The organism is Streptomyces sp. CC208A (assembly GCF_030010625.1).
Classification (GTDB): domain Bacteria; phylum Actinomycetota; class Actinomycetes; order Streptomycetales; family Streptomycetaceae; genus Streptomyces.
In genome coordinates this window covers 46,401-65,461 of sequence record NZ_JASCXN010000011.1, presented here as the reverse complement: position 1 = coordinate 65,461, position 19,061 = coordinate 46,401, and the positions used below count along the sequence as shown (strand labels likewise).

Annotated in this window: 15 protein-coding genes and 1 tRNA gene; 4 read left to right on the top strand and 12 right to left on the bottom strand. The window is 67.6% G+C overall.

The genetic code is table 11. The features are described 5' to 3' along the window. Positions 1-39 precede the first annotated feature (39 nt). Both rpsG and rpsL read right to left on the bottom strand, forming a co-directional pair. Positions 40-510 (bottom strand): 30S ribosomal protein S7, encoded by a 471-nt coding sequence (rpsG, locus tag QK442_RS14560; RefSeq protein WP_030494244.1) that lies wholly within the window; start codon positions 508-510, stop codon positions 40-42. Between the two features lie 2 nt (positions 511-512). Then, on the bottom strand, positions 513-884 hold the full coding sequence (gene rpsL / locus QK442_RS14555) for a 30S ribosomal protein S12 (protein WP_003948652.1): 372 nt from the start codon (positions 882-884) through the stop codon (positions 513-515). Positions 885-1,483: 599 nt separating this feature from the next. Here rpsL and QK442_RS14550 point away from each other — a divergent pair. The 3 genes from QK442_RS14550 (at position 1,484) to QK442_RS14540 (ending at position 4,198) form a co-directional block, all read left to right on the top strand. After that, on the top strand, positions 1,484-3,568 hold the full coding sequence (locus QK442_RS14550) for a restriction endonuclease (protein WP_282694352.1): 2,085 nt from the start codon (positions 1,484-1,486) through the stop codon (positions 3,566-3,568). A 4-nt stretch (positions 3,569-3,572) separates the two neighbouring features. Further along, positions 3,573-3,782 carry a hypothetical protein gene (locus QK442_RS14545; RefSeq protein WP_282694451.1) on the top strand — a complete coding sequence of 70 codons (210 nt, stop codon included), beginning with the start codon at positions 3,573-3,575 and terminating at the stop codon, positions 3,780-3,782. Between the two features lie 125 nt (positions 3,783-3,907). Next, the gene (locus tag QK442_RS14540; RefSeq protein ID WP_282694351.1) at positions 3,908-4,198 is read left to right on the top strand and encodes a hypothetical protein; all 291 of its coding nucleotides are present in this window, start codon (positions 3,908-3,910) and stop codon (positions 4,196-4,198) included. 68 nt (positions 4,199-4,266) lie between these two features. Here the strand turns inward: QK442_RS14540 and QK442_RS14535 are convergent, their stop codons facing one another. The 10 genes from QK442_RS14535 to QK442_RS14490 all read right to left on the bottom strand — a co-directional run bounded on the left by QK442_RS14535 (position 4,267) and on the right by QK442_RS14490 (position 17,486). Next, positions 4,267-8,181 (bottom strand): DNA-directed RNA polymerase subunit beta', encoded by a 3,915-nt coding sequence (locus tag QK442_RS14535; protein ID WP_282694350.1) that lies wholly within the window; start codon positions 8,179-8,181, stop codon positions 4,267-4,269. A gap of 99 nt (positions 8,182-8,280) precedes the next feature. Beyond that, a complete protein-coding gene (gene rpoB / locus QK442_RS14530) occupies positions 8,281-11,763 on the bottom strand; it encodes a DNA-directed RNA polymerase subunit beta (RefSeq protein WP_282694349.1) in 3,483 nt (1,160 codons plus the stop codon). Positions 11,764-12,307: 544 nt separating this feature from the next. Next, positions 12,308-12,697, bottom strand: coding sequence for a 50S ribosomal protein L7/L12 (gene rplL, locus QK442_RS14525; protein WP_282694348.1), 390 nt, complete (start codon positions 12,695-12,697; stop codon positions 12,308-12,310). 119 nt (positions 12,698-12,816) lie between these two features. Then, positions 12,817-13,347: a 50S ribosomal protein L10 gene (gene rplJ / locus QK442_RS14520; protein WP_282694347.1), complete on the bottom strand. Its 531-nt coding sequence runs from the start codon at positions 13,345-13,347 to the stop codon at positions 12,817-12,819. A gap of 258 nt (positions 13,348-13,605) precedes the next feature. Further along, positions 13,606-14,523 (bottom strand): hypothetical protein, encoded by a 918-nt coding sequence (locus QK442_RS14515; protein WP_282694346.1) that lies wholly within the window; start codon positions 14,521-14,523, stop codon positions 13,606-13,608. A gap of 150 nt (positions 14,524-14,673) precedes the next feature. Beyond that, positions 14,674-15,402 (bottom strand): 50S ribosomal protein L1, encoded by a 729-nt coding sequence (gene rplA, locus QK442_RS14510; RefSeq protein ID WP_282694345.1) that lies wholly within the window; start codon positions 15,400-15,402, stop codon positions 14,674-14,676. Between the two features lie 105 nt (positions 15,403-15,507). After that, positions 15,508-15,942 (bottom strand): 50S ribosomal protein L11, encoded by a 435-nt coding sequence (gene rplK / locus QK442_RS14505; RefSeq protein WP_128980827.1) that lies wholly within the window; start codon positions 15,940-15,942, stop codon positions 15,508-15,510. A 174-nt stretch (positions 15,943-16,116) separates the two neighbouring features. Beyond that, positions 16,117-16,977: a transcription termination/antitermination protein NusG gene (gene nusG / locus QK442_RS14500; protein ID WP_282694344.1), complete on the bottom strand. Its 861-nt coding sequence runs from the start codon at positions 16,975-16,977 to the stop codon at positions 16,117-16,119. 44 nt (positions 16,978-17,021) lie between these two features. Then, positions 17,022-17,309, bottom strand: coding sequence for a preprotein translocase subunit SecE (gene secE / locus QK442_RS14495; RefSeq protein ID WP_282694343.1), 288 nt, complete (start codon positions 17,307-17,309; stop codon positions 17,022-17,024). Between the two features lie 104 nt (positions 17,310-17,413). Beyond that, positions 17,414-17,486 (bottom strand) — tRNA-Trp (locus QK442_RS14490). Positions 17,487-17,722: 236 nt separating this feature from the next. Here QK442_RS14490 and QK442_RS14485 point away from each other — a divergent pair. Further along, positions 17,723-18,949, top strand: coding sequence for a pyridoxal phosphate-dependent aminotransferase (locus QK442_RS14485; RefSeq protein WP_282694342.1), 1,227 nt, complete (start codon positions 17,723-17,725; stop codon positions 18,947-18,949). Positions 18,950-19,061 lie beyond the last annotated feature (112 nt).

The window sequence follows — 19,061 nt, the reverse complement described above, 5'->3', positions numbered from 1 at the left end:
AAGGCTTCAGTCTTCTCTCGGTCTCGATGGGGGTTGCGACTACCAGCGGTAGTGCGCGAAGGCCTTGTTGGACTCGGCCATCTTGTGCGTGTCCTCGCGCTTCTTGACCGAAGCACCCAGGCCGTTGGAGGCGTCCAGGAGCTCGTTCATGAGGCGCTCGGTCATGGTCTTCTCGCGGCGGGCGCGGGAGTAACCGACGAGCCAGCGCAGCGCGAGGGTGGAGGCACGACCGGGCTTGACCTCGATCGGCACCTGGTAGGTGGCGCCACCGACACGGCGGGACTTGACCTCAAGAGCCGGCTTGACGTTCTCGAGGGCGCGCTTCAGCGTGACGACCGGGTCGGCACCGGTCTTCTCGCGCAGGCCCTCCATGGCGCCGTAGACGATGCGCTCGGCGGTGGAGCGCTTGCCGTCGAGCAGGATCTTGTTGATCAGCGACGTGACAAGAGGAGAACCGTAGACCGGGTCGATGATGACCGGGCGCTTCGGGGCGGGGCCCTTACGAGGCATTCTTACTTCTCCTTCTTGGCGCCGTAGCGGCTGCGGGCCTGCTTGCGGTTCTTGACACCCTGGGTGTCGAGGGAACCGCGGATGATCTTGTAACGAACACCAGGCAGGTCCTTCACACGGCCGCCGCGCACGAGCACGATGGAGTGCTCCTGCAGGTTGTGTCCCTCACCCGGGATGTAGGCCGTGACCTCGATGCCGCTGGTCAGACGCACACGCGCGACCTTACGGAGGGCCGAGTTCGGCTTCTTCGGGGTGGTCGTGAACACACGCGTGCAGACGCCACGGCGCTGGGGCGAACCCTCGAGAGCGGGCGTCTTGTTCTTCTCGACCTTGTCCTGCCGGCCCTTCCGGACCAGCTGCTGGATCGTAGGCACTACTTCTCCGGTTTCTGTGTGCCGTAAGTACTACTAACCTGGAACATTCACCGACCCACGCGGTCGGGCGTGTCGGATCCGGCGGACCTCCGCAGAGCGCGGAAAGGGCGCGGATCACGGTGGCCGCTATCTGACTCGCCGTGCGGTTGTGGACACGCACAGGAGCCCAGGCACACCCCAGGCACAAGGCATGAGCGTACCTATCGCACGGACTGCGGTCAAAAGAAAAGCCCGGGCGACCCCGACTTCGAAGATCACCCACCCTTCGGGGCGCCCCGGCGAGCGCGCGGAACCCCCCGCCACCCACGCCGAGCGATCACTCGAAGTGATGAAGCGACTTCACTCCGCGAGAAAACTGCCTATCGTCTGACTCTCAAGGCTTTCCCTGACACGGAAGAGAGCAGATGTCATCGCGGCCACCAGAGTCCGAAAGTATTCCCACACCTCTCTCATGGGCGAAACGAGCCGGCGCCGCACCGCACATCCCGGGCAACCCCCAGGAGATCATCGGGAATCTCCGTGCGCTCCTGGCCGCCGTCGCGGAGGACGGAGCGATCGACCGCCCGTTCACCTGGCCGCATGCCGACAGGTCGCTCCCGATGCGGAACGCGGTGCACGCACTCGGGGCCTGCGGGCTCGTGGCACGGGAGGGGCGCCCCGCCCGCCTGGTACTCACCCCCGAGGCCAGGCGCTTCCTCGTCTCCGAGGACGACCTCTATCTCCTCGCCGTTCTCCACGCGAACGTCAGGTTCGTCGGCGAAGCGCTCGCCGCCCTGGGGAAGGGCCTCACCCACCCCGAACTGAACGCGGTCGCGGCAGAGGAGTACGGCCTGCCGTGGAACACGCTCGACCAGGTCCGCCGACGCGTGTACTGGTTCCGCGCGGCCGAACTCGTCGACTACTGGACCAACGGTCTGATCGTCCCCACGGAACGCGGTCGGCAGTTCCTGGAACTCGTCGAACCGGTCGACCCCGATCAGCTCCCCCATCGACGCCGGGCTCCCTCTCAGGCCATCGAGCTTCCCCCTCCGCCCCACTCCCTGGCCCTTGCCCTGTCCGACGCCGACCAGGCCGCGCTGCGGTCGCGAAAGCGTCAGGTGGGCTATATCGCGGGCGGTACGCGGACGGAGGTGCTGGCCCGGCTCCTCGACGCCGCAGTGCCGGAGATCCGGCGAACCGACTTCCTGACCTTCTGCGCCGAGGAATTCGACGTCCTGGAGTCCTCCGCCGAACAGACGCTGGGAACCCTGCGCTCACTCGGACTCCTGACCCAGGTGGGCAGCGACACGTTCGCGGCGACCGAGCGCACCGTCGACTGCCTGGCGTCCGGGGAACCCCTGGACTTCATCCGTCTCCTGCATCTCCACGTCGCCTTGCTGGGAGAAACCCTCGACGCGCTGGAGGGCGGGACCTCCTCGGCCGCACTCGCCCGCCTCCTCGCGGACCGGTACCCGGAAACCGGCCTCACCCGGGAGGACGTCACCCGCCGCCTCGCGCTGTTCCTGGAGACCGGACTCGCCGAACGCATCGGACTCGCCGTCCGGAGAACGGAGTTGGGGACCGCTCTGGTCCGCACGCTGCCGCTGCTCGCGCGGGCCGATTCCGACGGTCAGGAAGACACCGGTGGAGGCGCCGCGGAAGCCTCCCGCCAGGGGAGCTCCTCCCCTGGCGACGGAGCCGCCTCTCCGGACCACGGCCGGCTGGCCGCCGAGATCCTGGCGGCTTCCGTCGACAGCGCCGACTACCGGCGCTTCGAGCGTGCCATCGCCGCCGCTTTCCAGGCCCTCGGCGTCAAGGCCGAGCACATCGGCGGCCCCGACAGGACGGATGTGGTCATCGAACTCTGGCAGTCACCGACCGACCGTCGCCGCGTGGCGGTGGAGGCCAAGACGGACGGCGCCGGCCTGCTGACCGGTCGGGACGTCGAGTTCTGGAGCCTGGGCAAGCACCGCGAGCGCCACGGGGCACAGAGCACAGTGCTGATCGGTCCGCGGTTCGACGCCCGGCTCACGGAGGAGGCCGAGAAGGAGAAGGTGGCCCTGCTCACCGCGAGCGAGCTCGCGAACGCCCTTCTGCGGCACGGCCGTACCCCTCTCGCTCCCCATGAACTCACCGCACTGGTGACGTACGGAGAAGCGGAATCGCTGGCGCTCACCTGGCAGGCGGCGGAGCGGCGGCAGGAGACCCTGAGCCTGGTGCTTGACACTCTGTGGAAGAGCGGGAACGACCCCGTCGACATCGAATACACCGCCGGAGCGCTGAACGCCGGGGACATCTGGCGGGAGACCAAGGGAACCCTCGAAACCCCTCTGGACCAGGCCGAGATCGAGGCGGCTCTGGCCTTCCTGGAGGCACCCTTCGTCGCCGGGGTGGTACAGCGGGAGAAGGGAAAGCACGTCGTCACGGCGCCTCCCTCCCTGCTCGCCGCCCGCCTGCGCGCCCTGGCCGCCGCCATCGAGAACAGGCCGGCGGGGAAGGCGGACGCCAGGGCAACACCCCCTCCCCCGGTACGGCCGGATGCCGGGTCATCGGCGCGTACGCCCGCACCACGGCAAGCACCCGACGACGTCCCGGCGTCCCTGGTCCGGGCGTGGGCCAAGAGCCGAGGGCGTGCCGTCAACCCGAGGGGCAGACTTCCGGAGCACCTGGTCAGGGAGTACAAGCAGGCCCACGGCCTGGAATGAACGCCTGGACGGCATTCTCGAAGCCGGCTTCGCCCGCGTCGACGGCTCGCTCGCCCTCCTTGTGCAGCGCAGCGACCAGACCGACAAGCAGCTCGCCGACCACGAGGCCCGGCTCGACGCCCTGGAGCGGGCCCGCTGGCCGCTCGCCGGCGTCGCGGCGCTGACCGCGAGCGCCGGCGTGCTCGTCGCGGTCTGGGAGCTGGCCTTCCGCTGAGGGCCGCCCGTTGCCGGACCCCGGCAAGGAGGGCCTCCCCACACGACCGGCCCGGGGCCCTGTCCCCCGGGCCCGTCCGGGCGGACACTGCGCGGGAGCCCGACCAGCCGACGAAGGGGGCCGTCATGGCGACGGACGACCGCAAGCAGCCCATCTCCCCGCACGCCCCGTCCCTCGCTCCCGGCGGCGAGGTCGACGTGGACGTCCGTCTCGCCGTCATCGAGTACGGCGAGGTGGTCGCCGAGTACGCCGCCGCGGCCACCCATCCCGACGCGCCCCGGCCGATCGTGGACGACTACGCCGTCGCGGTCGACGTCCTCGCGCTCGCCCGCCGGGCCCCCGTGGAGGACGTCCCCGCCGTCCTCGCCGTCGGCACCCGGGCGCTCCTGCGCGTGCACCGCGCGCTGCTCGGGTAGCCGGCCGGAACGCCGAAGGGCGGCACCCCTCCCGGGGTGCCGCCCTTCTTTGGCGTACTGCCTACCGCTTACTGGTTGTACGGACCGTAGTCGTAGTCCTCCAGCGGAACGGCCTGGCCGGAGCCGGTGCCGAACGGCGAGTAGTCGAGGTCGTCGTAGCCGACGGACGAGTACATCGCCGCCTTGGCCTCCTCGGTCGGCTCGACCCGGATGTTGCGGTAGCGGGACAGACCCGTACCGGCCGGGATGAGCTTACCGATGATGACGTTCTCCTTGAGGCCGATGAGGCTGTCGGACTTGGCGTTGATCGCCGCGTCCGTCAGGACTCGGGTCGTCTCCTGGAAGGAGGCGGCCGACAGCCAGGACTCCGTCGCCAGCGAGGCCTTGGTGATACCCATCAGCTGCGGACGGCCGGAGGCGGGGTGACCGCCCTCGGTGACCACACGACGGTTCTCGGTCTCGAACTTCGACCGCTCGACCAGCTCGCCCGGCAGCAGCTCCGCGTCGCCGGACTCGATGATCGTCACGCGGCGCAGCATCTGCCGGATGATGATCTCGATGTGCTTGTCGTGGATCGACACGCCCTGCGAGTTGTAGACCTTCTGGACCTCGGCGACCAGGTGGACCTGGACGGCGCGCTGGCCCAGGATGCGCAGCACGTCGTGCGGGTTGGTGGCACCGACGGTGAGCTTCTGGCCGACCTCGACGTGGTCGCCCTCGCCCACGAGCAGACGGGCACGCTTCGAGATCGGGTAGGCCGTCTCGTCGGTGCCGTCGTCCGGGGTGACGACGATCTTCTTGGTCTTCTCGGTCTCCTCGATGCGGACGCGGCCGGCCGCCTCGGAGATCGGGGCGACACCCTTGGGCTGGCGGGCCTCGAAGAGCTCGACGACACGCGGCAGACCCTGGGTGATGTCGTCACCGGCCACACCACCGGTGTGGAAGGTACGCATCGTCAGCTGGGTACCGGGCTCACCGATGGACTGGGCGGCGATGATGCCGACCGCCTCACCGATGTCGACCAGCTTGCCGGTGGCCAGCGAGCGGCCGTAGCACATGGCGCAGGTGCCGACGGCGGACTCACAGGTCAGGACCGAGCGGGTCTTGACCTCCTCGACGCCCGCCTGGACGAGCTGCTCGATGAGGACGTCACCGAGGTCGACGCCGGCCGGGGCCAGCACCTTGCCGTCGATGACGACGTCCTCGGCGAGGCAGCGCGCGTACACGCTGGTCTCGACGTCCTCGGCCTTGCGCAGCACGCCGGCCTCGTCCTTCGCCGCGATCCGCAGCTTCAGACCGCGCTCGGTGCCGCAGTCCTCCTCGCGGATGATGACGTCCTGCGAGACGTCCACCAGACGACGGGTCAGGTAACCCGAGTCGGCGGTACGCAGGGCGGTGTCGGCGAGACCCTTACGGGCACCGTGCGTCGAGATGAAGTACTCGAGGACGGAGAGACCCTCGCGGAAGGACGCCTTGATCGGACGCGGGATGGTCTCGTTCTTGGCGTTCGACACCAGACCACGCATACCGGCGATCTGCCGCATCTGCATCATGTTTCCTCGGGCACCCGAGTCAACCATCATGAAGATGGGGTTCGTCTTGGGGAAGTTCGCGTTCATCGCCTCGGCGACCTCGTTGGTCGCCTTGGTCCAGATCGCGATGAGCTCCTGCGTGCGCTCTTCCTTGGTGATCAGACCGCGCTCGTACTGCTTCTGGACCTTCTCGTCCTGCTCCTCGTAGCCCTTGACGATGGCCTTCTTGGCCTCGGGCACGACGACGTCGGAGATGGCCACGGTGACGCCGGAGCGGGTCGCCCAGTGGAAGCCGGCCGCCTTCAGGTTGTCGAGCGTCGCCGCCACGATGACCTTGGGGTAGCGCTCGGCCAGGTCGTTGACGATCTCGGAGAGCTGCTTCTTGCCCACCGAGTAGTCGACGAACGGGTAGTCCTCGGGCAGCAGCTCGTTGAAGAGCGCACGGCCCAGCGTCGTCTTCAGACGGAACGAGTCACCCTGCTGCCACGCACCTGCCCCGACGTGGTCGTCCCCCTCCTCCTCGACCGGCGGGACCCAGCCGCGCGGCGGGACGGTGCCGATCGGGAAGCGGATGTCGATCTGCGACTGCAGCGACAGCTCGCCGGCGTCGAAGGCCATGATCGCCTCGGCCGTGGAGCCGAACGCGCGGCCCTCGCCCTTGACGTCACGCAGCTCGCCGTCGGTGGTGAGGAAGAACAGACCGAGGACCATGTCCTGGGTCGGCATCGTCACCGGGCGGCCGTCGGCCGGCTTGAGGATGTTGTTCGAGGACAGCATCAGGATGCGGGCCTCGGCCTGCGCCTCCGCGGAGAGCGGCAGGTGCACGGCCATCTGGTCACCGTCGAAGTCCGCGTTGAAGGCGGTGCAGACGAGCGGGTGGATCTGGATGGCCTTACCCTCGACCAGCTGCGGCTCGAAGGCCTGGATGCCGAGGCGGTGCAGCGTGGGCGCACGGTTCAGGAGGACCGGGTGCTCGGCGATGACCTCTTCGAGGACGTCGTACACGACCGTGCGGCCGCGCTCGACCATCCGCTTCGCCGACTTGATGTTCTGCGCGTGGTTCAGGTCGACCAGGCGCTTCATCACGAACGGCTTGAAGAGCTCCAGGGCCATGGCCTTCGGCAGACCGCACTGGTGGAGCTTGAGCTGCGGGCCGACGACGATGACGGAACGCGCCGAGTAGTCGACACGCTTGCCGAGCAGGTTCTGGCGGAAACGACCCTGCTTGCCCTTCAGCATGTCGCTGAGGGACTTCAGCGGACGGTTGCCGGGGCCCGTGACCGGGCGGCCGCGACGGCCGTTGTCGAAGAGGGCGTCGACCGCCTCCTGGAGCATCCGCTTCTCGTTGTTCACGATGATCTCGGGGGCACCGAGGTCGAGCAGACGCTTCAGACGGTTGTTGCGGTTGATGACACGGCGGTACAGGTCGTTGAGGTCGGAGGTCGCGAAGCGGCCGCCGTCGAGCTGCACCATCGGACGGAGGTCCGGCGGGATGACCGGCACGCAGTCGAGAACCATGCCCTTGGGGCTGTTCGCGGTCTGCAGGAACGCGGAGACGACCTTGAGGCGCTTGAGCGCACGGGTCTTCTTCTGGCCCTTGCCGGTGCGGATGATCTCGCGGAGCTTCTCCGCCTCCTCCTCCAGGTCGAAGGACTCCAGGCGCTTCTGCAGCGCCGCGGCACCCATCGAGCCGTCGAAGTACGTGCCGAAGCGGTCACGCAGCTCACGGTAGAGGAGCTCGTCGCCCTCCAGGTCCTGGACCTTGAGGTTCTTGAAGCGGTTCCACACCTCGTCGAGGCGGTCGATCTCGCGCTGGGCGCGGTCGCGGAGCTGCTTCATCTCGCGCTCGGCGCCCTCGCGCACCTTGCGGCGCACGTCGGCCTTGGCGCCCTCGGCCTCCAGCTCGGCCAGGTCGGACTCGAGCTTCTTGGCGCGGTTCTCCAGGTCGGAGTCGCGGCGCTGCTCGATCTGCTGGCGCTCGACGGAGACGTGGGCCTCCAGCGACGGCAGGTCGCGCGTACGGCGCTCCTCGTCCACGAAGGTGATCATGTACGCCGCGAAGTAGATGACCTTCTCCAGGTCCTTCGGGGCGAGGTCGAGCAGGTACCCGAGGCGCGACGGGACGCCCTTGAAGTACCAGATGTGGGTGACGGGGGCGGCCAGCTCGATGTGGCCCATCCGCTCACGGCGCACCTTGGCGCGGGTGACCTCGACGCCACACCGCTCGCAGATGATGCCCTTGAAGCGGACACGCTTGTACTTGCCGCAGTAGCACTCCCAGTCCCGGGTCGGACCGAAGATCTTCTCGCAGAAGAGTCCGTCCTTCTCGGGCTTCAGGGTGCGGTAGTTGATGGTCTCCGGCTTCTTGACCTCGCCGTGGCTCCACTGACGGATGTCGTCAGCGGTGGCCAGACCGATCCGGAGCTCGTCGAAGAAGTTGACGTCGAGCACTATGCGTCAATCCCTCTCAGGGTTGTAAGGCTGTGGGTCTGATACGGGGGTCCTGGGGCCGGCAGGGGAACCGTCACTGGTTCCCCTGCCGGACTCCCGTCAGACCTCTTCGACGCTGCTCGGCTCGCGCCGGGACAGGTCGATGCCGAGCTCCTCCGCTGCGCGGAAGACGTCCTCGTCGGTGTCGCGCATCTCGATGGACATGCCGTCCGAGGACAGCACCTCCACGTTGAGGCACAGGGACTGCATCTCCTTGATGAGCACCTTGAAGGACTCGGGGATGCCGGGCTCAGGGATGTTCTCGCCCTTGACGATGGCCTCGTAGACCTTCACGCGGCCGGTCACGTCGTCGGACTTGATCGTCAGCAGCTCCTGGAGGGCGTACGCGGCGCCGTAAGCCTCCAGCGCCCACACCTCCATCTCACCGAAGCGCTGACCACCGAACTGGGCCTTACCACCCAGCGGCTGCTGGGTGATCATCGAGTACGGGCCGGTCGAGCGGGCGTGCAGCTTGTCGTCGACCAGGTGGTGGAGCTTGAGGATGTACATGTACCCGACGGAGATCGGGTCCGGGAACGGCTCGCCGGAGCGGCCGTCGAACAGGCGCGCCTTACCGGTCGGGAGCACCATGCGCTCGCCGTCGCGGTTCGGGATGGTGTGCTGGAGCAGACCGGCGAGCTCGTCCTCACGGGCACCGTCGAAGACCGGGGTCGCGACGTTGGTGCCGGGGGCGACGGAGTCGGCGCCGATGGCCTGGAGGCGCTGCGCCCACTCGTCCGCGAGGCCGGAGACGTCCCAGCCGCGGCTGGCGAGCCAGCCGAGGTGGATCTCCAGGACCTGTCCCGGGTTCATTCGGGACGGGACACCCAGCGGGTTGAGGATGATGTCGACCGGGGTGCCGTCCTCCAGGAAGGGCATGTCCTCGATCGGGAGGATCTTGGAGATGACACCCTTGTTGCCGTGGCGGCCGGCGAGCTTGTCACCGTCGGTGATCTTGCGCTTCTGGGCGACGTAGACGCGGACCAGCTGGTTCACGCCCGGGGGAAGCTCGTCGCCCTCCTCGCGGTCGAAGACGCGGACGCCGATGACCTTGCCGGTCTCACCGTGCGGCACCTTCAGCGAGGTGTCGCGGACCTCACGGGCCTTCTCGCCGAAGATCGCGCGGAGCAGGCGCTCCTCCGGGGTCAGCTCGGTCTCGCCCTTCGGGGTGACCTTGCCGACCAGGATGTCGCCGGCGACGACCTCGGCACCGATGCGGATGATGCCGCGCTCGTCGAGGTCGGCGAGGACCTCCTCGGAGACGTTCGGGATGTCCCGGGTGATCTCCTCGGGGCCGAGCTTGGTGTCACGGGCGTCGACCTCGTGCTCCTCGATGTGGATCGAGGAGAGGACGTCGTCCTGGACGAGGCGCTGCGACAGGATGATCGCGTCCTCGTAGTTGTGACCCTCCCACGGCATGAACGCCACGAGCAGGTTCTTGCCGAGCGCCATCTCGCCGTTCTCGGTGGCGGGACCGTCGGCGAGGACCTGGCCCTCGATGACGTGGTCGCCCTCGGCGACGACGACCTTCTGGTTGACCGAGGTGCCCTGGTTCGACCGGGAGAACTTGTGCAGGCGGTACGTGTTGTACGTGCCGTCGTCGTTGGCGACCGTGATGTAGTCGGCCGACAGCTCCTGGATGACACCGGCCTTCTCGGCCTTGAGGACGTCGCCGGCGTCGGTGGCACAGCGGTACTCCATGCCGGTGCCGACGAGCGGGGCCTCCGCCTTGATGAGCGGGACGGCCTGGCGCATCATGTTCGCGCCCATGAGGGCACGGTTGGCGTCGTCGTGCTCGAGGAACGGGATCATGGCGGTCGCGACCGACACCATCTGGCGCGGCGAGACGTCCATGTAGTCCACGTCCGACGGCTCGACGTAGTCGACCTCGCCGCCGCGCTTGCGGACCAGGACGCGGTTCTCGGTGAAGCGCAGCTCGTCGTCGAGCGCGGCGTTGGCCTGCGCGATGACGAACCGGTCCTCCTCGTCGGCGGTGACGTAGTCGACCTCGTCGGTGACCCGGCCGTCGACGACCTTGCGGTACGGCGTCTCGATGAAGCCGAAGGCGTTGACCCGGCCGTACGAGGCGAGCGAACCGATCAGACCGATGTTCGGGCCTTCGGGGGTCTCGATCGGGCACATGCGTCCGTAGTGGGACGGGTGCACGTCTCGGACCTCGAAGCCGGCCCGCTCACGGGAGAGACCACCCGGGCCGAGCGCGGACAGACGACGCTTGTGCGTCAGCCCGGACAGCGGGTTGTTCTGGTCCATGAACTGGGACAGCTGGCTGGTGCCGAAGAACTCCTTGATGGAGGCGACGACCGGCCGGATGTTGATCAGGGTCTGCGGCGTGATCGCCTCGACGTCCTGGGTGGTCATGCGCTCGCGGACGACGCGCTCCATGCGGGCCAGACCGGTGCGGACCTGGTTCTGGATGAGCTCGCCGACGTTGCGCAGACGACGGTTGCCGAAGTGGTCGATGTCGTCGGTCTCGACGACGATCGACGCGCCGCTGTCACCGACGGTCTCGGTCTCGCCGGCGTGCAGCTTCACCAGGTACTTGATCGTCGCGATGATGTCCTCGACGGTCAGGATCCCGGCGTCCAGCGGAGCGTCGGCGCCCAGCTTCTTGTTGACCTTGTAGCGGCCGACCTTGGCCAGGTCGTAGCGCTTGGGGTTGAAGTACAGGTTCTCCAGGAGGGTCTGCGCGGCCTCGCGGGTCGGCGGCTCGCCCGGACGGAGCTTGCGGTAGATGTCGAGCAGCGCGTCGTCCTGGCCCTGGGTGTGGTCCTTCTCCAGGGTGGCGCGCATGGACTCGTACTCGCCGAACTCCTGGAGGATCTGCTCGGTGGTCCAGCCGAGGGCCTTCAGGAGGACGGTGACCGACTGCTTGCGCTTGCGGTCGATGCGGACGCCGACGAGGTCGCGCTTGTCGATCTCCATCTCCAGCCAGGCACCCCGGGACGGGATGATCTTGGCGGAGAAGATGTCCTTGTCGGACGTCTTGTCGATGGAGGAGTCGAAGTAGACACCGGGCGAGCGGACGAGCTGCGAGACCACGACACGCTCGGTGCCGTTGATGACGAAGGTGCCCTTGTTGGTCATGAGCGGGAAGTCGCCCATGAAGACCGTCTGGGACTTGATCTCGCCGGTCTCGTTGTTGGTGAACTCGGCGGTGACGAAGAGCGGGGCGCCGTACGTGAAGTCACGGTCCTTGCACTCGTCGATGGAGTTCTTCGGCGGCTCGAAGCGGTGGTCGCGGAAGGTCAGCGACATCGACCCGGAGAAGTCCTCGATCGGGGAGATCTCCTCGAAGATCTCCTCCAGACCGGACTTCGTGGGGACGTCCTGTCCCGACTCAAGGGCAGCCTCGACGCGAGCCTTCCACGCGGCGTTGCCGAGCAGCCAGTCAAAGCTCTCGGTCTGCAGCGCGAGGAGGTTCGGAACCTCGAGGGGCTCCTTGATCTTTGCAAAGGAGATGCGCAGCGGGGCGGTGCTGGCGCCGTTGTTCGTATGGGTCGAGGCGTTGCGCGAGGCGGCCAAGAGGGGGTCCTTCCGAGGGCTCGGACTCACTGCGCGCGTACCGGTCCCTCACGGAGCGACGGGGGCAGAATCTCCTGAGAAGGCTAAAAGGCCAGGTCAGGGGCTTCCGGCCCACGATGCATTTGCGAGAGTATGCCCCTGGTGACGGGCAGGGGGCAGCTAACAGGCAGCGCAAAGGGTCAGTGTAGCCACTTGGCCCACTGATGTCCAGGGCGAGTTGTGCGCGACCCTCGTTGTTCTCAACTCCGCGGTACTCGCGCCGTGCGGCGCACCTCGATACTGCCCGTTCGGTCGTCGATCCATGCCTCGGAAACGGATCGTTGTGACGACGCGTCCTGAGAATTGCGCGCGGCGTGCCGTTCGTCAAGGCCCCCGCCTGCGACCGGCGCACGGCGAAGATCACCATACTCCGCTTCCGCGGACCCGTACGACCCCCGCCACGCGGGTCCCGGGAACGCCGAAAGGCGACCACCCAGATGGATGATCGCCTTTCAGGCTGTGAGCGTTACACGCTCAGCGAAGAGTCGCTGGACGCGACGAGGTCTTACTTGACCTCGACGGAGGCGCCGGCGCCCTCGAGGGCCTCCTTGGCCTTGTCAGCGGCGTCCTTGGCAACCTTCTCGAGGACCGGCTTCGGGGTGCCGTCGACGAGGTCCTTGGCCTCCTTCAGACCCAGGGAGGTCAGCTCACGCACGACCTTGATGACCTGGATCTTCTTGTCACCGGCGCCGGTGAGGATGACGTCGAACTCGTCCTTCTCCTCGGCGGCGGCGGCACCGTCACCCGCGCCACCGGCCGGGGCGGCGACGGCGACGGCAGCGGCGGCGGCCTTGACGTCGAACTTCTCCTCGAACGCGGTCACGAACTCGGAGAGCTCGATGAGGGTCATCTCCTCGAACTGCGCGAGCAGGTCTTCCTGAGAGAGCTTCGCCATGATGGGCGATCCTTCCACTAATTCGGCAGGTGCCGGATGTTCATGTGAGGCGGGCGTACTGACGGCCCGCTGCGACCCGCTGCGCCGAAGCGGCGCGACAGGTCATTGCGCGAGCCGAATTACTCGGCACCGCCCTGCTCGGCCTGCTTGGCACGGAGCGCGTCCACGGTGCGGACGAGCTTCGTCGGCAGCGCCTGGAAGAGCTGAGCAGCCTGAGTCTGCTTACCCTTGAAGGCACCGGCCAGCTTGCTGAGCAGAACCTCGCGGGACTCGAGGTCCGCAAGCTTCTTGATGTCGTCGGCGGAGAGAGCCTTACCGTCAAGGACACCAGCCTTGATGATGAGGTTCGGGTTCTCCTTGGCGAAGTCACGCAGAGCCTTCGCCGACTCCACCGGGTCACCGGTGACGAAGGCGACCGCCGTCGGACCAGCGAAGTGGTCGTCGAGCGCGGTGATCCCAGCCTGGTTGGCCGCAATCTTGGTCAGCGTGTTCTTCACCACGGCGTACTGGGCGTTCTCACCGAGGGAACGACGCAGCGTCTTGAGCTGCGCGACGGTGAGACCCCGGTACTCGGTCAGCACCGCGGCGTTGGAGCTCTGGAACGCGTCCTTGAGCTCGGCCACCGATGCAGCCTTGTTGGGCGTCGGCATAGTGCGTCAGCCTCCTTCCGGGTGATGAGGACCGCTCAGAAGGGGCTGAACAAACGAAAACGCCCCGGGCGCAGGCGCACGGGGCTCAGCTCGACCGAACCGGACGGATCCGGGGCGGGAACTCTTCCACGGTCACCTGCGCGGGTCGCTCGCATCTCTCAGCGAATCCTTCGGCCGCCGAACCCTGAAGGGCACGGCGACGACCAGCGGTCTTTGGCTTCTGTGGAAGAGTACGTGACGTCGGGCGTCAGGGGCAAATCAGCCCTCGGACGCCTCGCCGGCGCCTTCGCCGATCTCCTGGAGCATCTTGAAGAGGTCGACGGTCTCACCGGCCGGCGGGGCCTGGACGGCGGCCTTGGTGCCGTAGTCGGAGTAGTCGGCGCGGACCTGCACGGAGCCCTTCTCCATCTTCATGCCGACGTCCATGCGGGCCGGGTAGCCGTCCTCGTTGACCCAGACCTCGGTGTCGTAGCCCTTGAGGCCGGCCTTCTTCATGCCCTCGACGAACTTGTCGTACTCCTCCTTCGAGAGGAGCTCCGACGCCTTGTTGGCCTTCAGCATCTGCTCGAAGGTGAGGGTGCCCTTGTAGTGCTGGGTCTCCATGCCGTTGACCTTCTCGGCACCGACGTGCTTGAGGTCGGGGGAGTCCAGAAGGAGGGCGAGCTGCTGGGCCGGGTCCTGGTTCATGTTGTCCAGGCCGCCGGTCATCTGCTTCTGCAGGTCCTTGTCGCCGGAGGCCTCGGCCGCCGCCTTCAGGTCCAGCTTCATCCAGCGCTTGCCGTCCATCTCGGCGGCCTGCTTCTCGCCCATGTCCATGTACATGACGTTGTCGAGCATGATCATGCGCATCTGCTCGGGGGCGTCGGGGCCGCCCGCGCCCAGCAGGGAGCCCTTGACCGTGAAGTCCGCCACAGAGGGGCTCCAGCCCATGGTGCCGGTCATCTCCATGGTCCCGGACTCGGCACCGGCGCCGGTGCCCTCCATCTTCATGGTCATCTCGACCTTGGCCGCCTTGGCGGCCGCGGTCTTCTCGTACGCCGCCGTCAGGACCTGCGTGACGTCCCCGGCGTCGGCGGCCTTGGTGCCCGCCGTCTTGCCGCCACAGCCCGCGAGACCCGCCACGAGGCCCGCGGCGGTCAGCGCGACACCCGCGCGCTTCCAGGTGGACTTGCTCATAGGTGTTCCCCACCCCTTGGTCTTCGTCTTCTTGTTCCCCTGCACCGTATCCGACGGCTACGACGGGAAGGACGCCAATAAAGCCGCCCCCGTTCCTCCGGAGAGGAACGGGGGCGGCTTCAGGACGGACTGCTCCTAAGCCTGAAAGGCTCAGACCGCGGCCGGGTCCTCCTCGACGAGGAGGTTACGGGTGCGGTTCGAGTCGACCGGGATGCCGGGGCCCATCGTGGTGCTGATGGCGGCCTTCTTGATGTAGCGGCCCTTGGCGGCGGACGGCTTCAGACGGAGGATCTCCTCCAGGGCCGCCGCGTAGTTCTCCACCAGCTGGGTGTCCTCGAAGGACGTCTTGCCGATGATGAAGTGCAGGTTCGAGTGCTTGTCGACGCGGAACTCGATCTTGCCGCCCTTGATGTCGTTGACAGCCTTGGCGACATCGGGGGTGACGGTGCCGGTCTTCGGGTTCGGCATGAGACCACGCGGACCGAGCACGCGGCCGAGGCGGCCGACCTTGCCCATGAGGTCCGGGGTCGCCACCACGGCGTCGAACTCGTTGAGGCGGTTGCCCTTGGCGATCTCGTCGATCAGCTCGTCGGAGCCGACGATGTCGGCGCCCGCGGCGACCGCGGCCTCGGCACGCTCACCGGTCGCGAAGACCAGGACCCGGGCGGTCTTGCCGGTGCCGTGCGGGAGGTTCACGGTGCCACGGACCATCTGGTCGGCCTTGCGCGGGTCGACACCCAGGCGGAAGGCGACCTCGACGGTGCCGTCGAACTTCGTGGTGGAGGTCTCCTTGGCGAGACGGACGGCCTCGAGCGGGGCGTAGAGCTTCTCCCGGTCGATCTTGGCGTCCGCAGCGCGGAGGGACTTGCTGCGCTTCACTTCTGCTCCTGTTGTGTTTCAGGTACGGAGTCGTGGTGCGGACCAAGCGCTGGCCCTACCACTGAGGTCACGAGACCCACTGGGGTCACGTACGAGGGGTGGTGATCAGCCCTCGACCGTGATGCCCATGGAACGGGCGGTGCCGGCGATGATCTTCGCGGCGGCGTCCAGGTCGTTCGCGTTGAGGTCGGGCATCTTGGTGGTGGCGATCTCGCGGACCTGCGCCTCGGTGATCTTGGCGACCTTGGTCTTGTGCGGCTCGCCGGAGCCCTTCTCCACGCCCGCGGCCTTGAGGATCATCTTGGCGGCCGGCGGGGTCTTGGTGATGAAGGTGAAGGAACGGTCCTCGTAGACCGTGATCTCCACCGGGATCACCCAGCCACGCTGCGACTCGGTGGCCGCGTTGTAGGCCTTGCAGAACTCCATGATGTTGACGCCGTGCTGACCGAGCGCGGGGCCGACCGGCGGGGCCGGGTTGGCCGCACCGGCGTTGATCTGGAGCTTGATGAGCCCCGTGACCTTCTTCTTCTTGGGAGGCATTGCTCTCTCCGGGTCCTAGTGAGAGTTTTTCAGCCGATCCATCCGGTCATCCGGATGGAGGCATACCGCACAACGATAACGGGTATGGCTGTGCGTCCAAAAACCGAGCAGGTCAGAGGGGCTGTAGCAGCCCCTCTGACCTGTTCGGAAACCTGGGTTCGACCCTCGGAACGATCAGTTCTTCTGGATCTGGTCGAAGCTGAGCTCGACCGGGGTCTCGCGGCCGAAGATCTCGACGAGACCCTTGACCTTCTTCGAGTCGGGGTTGATCTCGTTGATCGTGGCCTGGAGGGTGGCGAAGGGGCCGTCGGTGACGGTGACCGAGTCACCGACCTCGAAGTCGAGGACCTGGACCTCCAGCTTGCGGGCCGGAGCCGGCTTGCCCTCGGCCTCGGCGGCCTCGCGGGCGGCCTTCTCCTCGGCCTCCGGGGCGAGCATCTTGACGATCTCGTCCAGGGTCAGCGGGTACGGGTCGTAGGCGTTGCCCACGAAGCCGGTGACGCCGGGGGTGTTGCGGACGACGCCCCAGGACTCGTTCGTCAGGTCCATGCGGACGAGGACGTAGCCGGGGAGCTTGTTCTGCTTGACGTTCTTCCGCTCGCCGCCCTTGATCTGGACGATCTCTTCCTCGGGGACCTCGGCCTGGTAGATGAAGTCCTCGACGTTGAGCGAGACGGCGCGCTGCTCCAGGTTGGCCTTCACGCGCTTCTCGTAGCCCGCGTAGGTGTGGATGACGTACCACTCGCCGGGAAGGGTGCGCAGCTCCTCGCGGAGGGCCGCGACGGGGTCGACCGGGGCGGCCGGCTCGGCCTCCTCCTCGGTCTCCTCGGCCTCGGCCTCGACCGCCTCGTCGGCGGGCTCGGACTCGGCGTCCTCGTCCTCGGCGTCCTCGGCGTGGAGGGCGGCGTCCTCGGCGGACTCGTCCGCCGCGGCGCCCGCAGCCTGGTCCTCGTCCTCGTCGGCCGCCTCGACGATGTCCAGCTCGTCCTCGGCGGACTCGGACTCGAAGGCGTCGTTCAGGTTCGCGTCAGACACGATGGCTGCTTCTTCCTGCGATACAGATGGGGTGGAACAAAAAGTCAGCCGAAGACGTACTTGACTGCTTCCTGGAAGCCGAAGTCAATCACGGTGACCAGGCCGATCATGACAACCACGAAGATGATGACAACGGTGGTGTACGACGTCAGCTGGCTACGCGTCGGCCAGACGACCTTGCGGAGTTCCGCGATGATCTGGCGGTAGAAGACCGCGAGACGGCCCAGGGGGCCCTTCTTCCCGCGCTTGCCGCCCTTGCGGCCCTTCTTCTTGGATTCCGCAGAAGCGTCTTCGGCATCAGGCATGTCGATGGAGCCAACGGCGTCCGTCACGATCTCTCACCTGATTCCGGGTCGTGGCCGTGCCGCGCCCGGGTGGAGCCGCACGGCGGTGCAATGAAGACGTACATGCGCACACAGCCTGGCGGTGTGTGTAGCAGGGCCGGAGGGACTTGAACCCCCAACCGCCGGTTTTGGAGACCGGTGCTCTACCAATTGAGCTACGACCCTTCGTGGCGTCCCCAACGTACCTCATCGTGGATGCGGTCGGTGCGGGCCAACGAGGAGTGAGTGTACGTGGTCTTGGGCCCCCACGTCGAACAGGAACCGCGCCGACCTGCTCACGACCCGCTCCGGCCCCCTCTCGCAGGCCGTCCCGCGCCCTGTCTTCGACCGGGAACGACCACTCCTGTCCGCTCCCTGAAACCTGTGTGCCGGGCCGGGAAGGGGTCTGGGACGATGGCCGTATGAGCGCTGCTACCCCTCCCACCGAGCGTCGGGTCTCCGCCCGGATCGGTGCGATCTCCGAGTCCGCCACCCTCGCCGTCGACGCCAAGGCCAAGGCCCTCAAGGCCGCCGGGCGCCCGGTGATCGGTTTCGGCGCCGGAGAGCCCGACTTCCCGACCCCCGACTACATCGTCGAAGCGGCCGTCGAGGCCTGCAGGAACCCGAAGTACCACCGCTACACGCCGGCCGGCGGCCTGCCCGAGCTGAAGGCCGCGATCGCCGCCAAGACGCTCCGCGACTCCGGCTACGAGGTCGACGCCTCGCAGGTCCTGGTCACCAACGGCGGCAAGCAGGCGATCTACGAGGCGTTCGCCACGATCCTCGACCCGGGCGACGAGGTCATCGTCCCGGCCCCGTACTGGACCACCTACCCGGAGTCGATCCGCCTCGCCGGCGGTGTCCCGGTGGAGGTCGTGGCCGACGAGACCACCGGCTACCGCGTCTCGGTGGAGCAGCTGGAGGCTGCCCGTACGGAGAAGACCAAGGTCGTCCTCTTCGTCTCCCCCTCGAACCCGACCGGCGCCGTCTACAGCGAGGCCGAGACCGAGGCCATCGGCCGCTGGGCCGTCGAGCACGGCCTGTGGGTCCTCACCGACGAGATCTACGAGCACCTGGTCTACGGCGACGCCTCGGCCGCCTCGCTGCCCGCGGTCCTGCCCGAGCTGCGCGACAAGTGCATCGTCGTGAACGGCGTCGCCAAGACGTACGCGATGACCGGCTGGCGCGTCGGGTGGATCATCGGCCCGAAGGACGTCGTGAAGGCCGCGACCAACCTCCAGTCGCACGCCACCTCCAACGTCTCCAACGTGGCCCAGATCGCCGCCCTCGCCGCCGTCTCCGGGAACCTGGACGCGGTCGCGAAGATGGGCGAGGCCTTCGACCGCCGCCGCCGGACCATCGTGCGGATGCTCAACGAGATCGAGGGCGTCTACTGCCCGACCCCGGAGGGCGCGTTCTACGTGTACCCGTCGGTGAAGGCGCTGCTCGGCAAGGAGATCCGGGGCAAGTGCCCGGCGACCTCCGTCGAGCTGGCCGCGCTGATCCTCGACGAGGCCGAGGTCGCGGTCGTCCCGGGCGAGGCCTTCGGCACCCCCGGCTACCTGCGCCTGTCGTACGCGCTCGGCGACGAGGACCTGGTGGAGGGCGTGTCCCGGATCCAGAAGCTGCTGGCGGAAGCCCGCGACTGACCTGGTGACGTCACCAGGTGGGCCCCGGTTCCTCCGGAACCGGGGCCCGTTTTTGCGTTCGGGTGTGTATCGATCGGGGAATCGCCGTGCATACCGCCATTCGGGTAAGGCA

Excerpts from the sequence above, each read along its gene's own strand:
- rpsG (WP_030494244.1), bottom strand. The coding sequence starts at position 510 with ATGCCTCGTAAGGGCCCCGCCCCGAAGCGCCCGGTCATCATCGACCCG.
- QK442_RS14550 (WP_282694352.1), top strand. The coding sequence starts at position 1,484 with ATGCGGAACGCGGTGCACGCACTCGGGGCCTGCGGGCTCGTGGCACGG.
- QK442_RS14540 (WP_282694351.1), top strand. The coding sequence starts at position 3,908 with ATGGCGACGGACGACCGCAAGCAGCCCATCTCCCCGCACGCCCCGTCC.
- rplL (WP_282694348.1), bottom strand. The coding sequence starts at position 12,697 with ATGGCGAAGCTCTCTCAGGAAGACCTGCTCGCGCAGTTCGAGGAGATG.
- rplJ (WP_282694347.1), bottom strand. The coding sequence starts at position 13,347 with ATGCCGACGCCCAACAAGGCTGCATCGGTGGCCGAGCTCAAGGACGCG.
- QK442_RS14515 (WP_282694346.1), bottom strand. The coding sequence starts at position 14,523 with ATGAGCAAGTCCACCTGGAAGCGCGCGGGTGTCGCGCTGACCGCCGCG.
- rplK (WP_128980827.1), bottom strand. The coding sequence starts at position 15,942 with ATGCCTCCCAAGAAGAAGAAGGTCACGGGGCTCATCAAGCTCCAGATC.
- QK442_RS14485 (WP_282694342.1), top strand. The coding sequence starts at position 17,723 with ATGAGCGCTGCTACCCCTCCCACCGAGCGTCGGGTCTCCGCCCGGATC.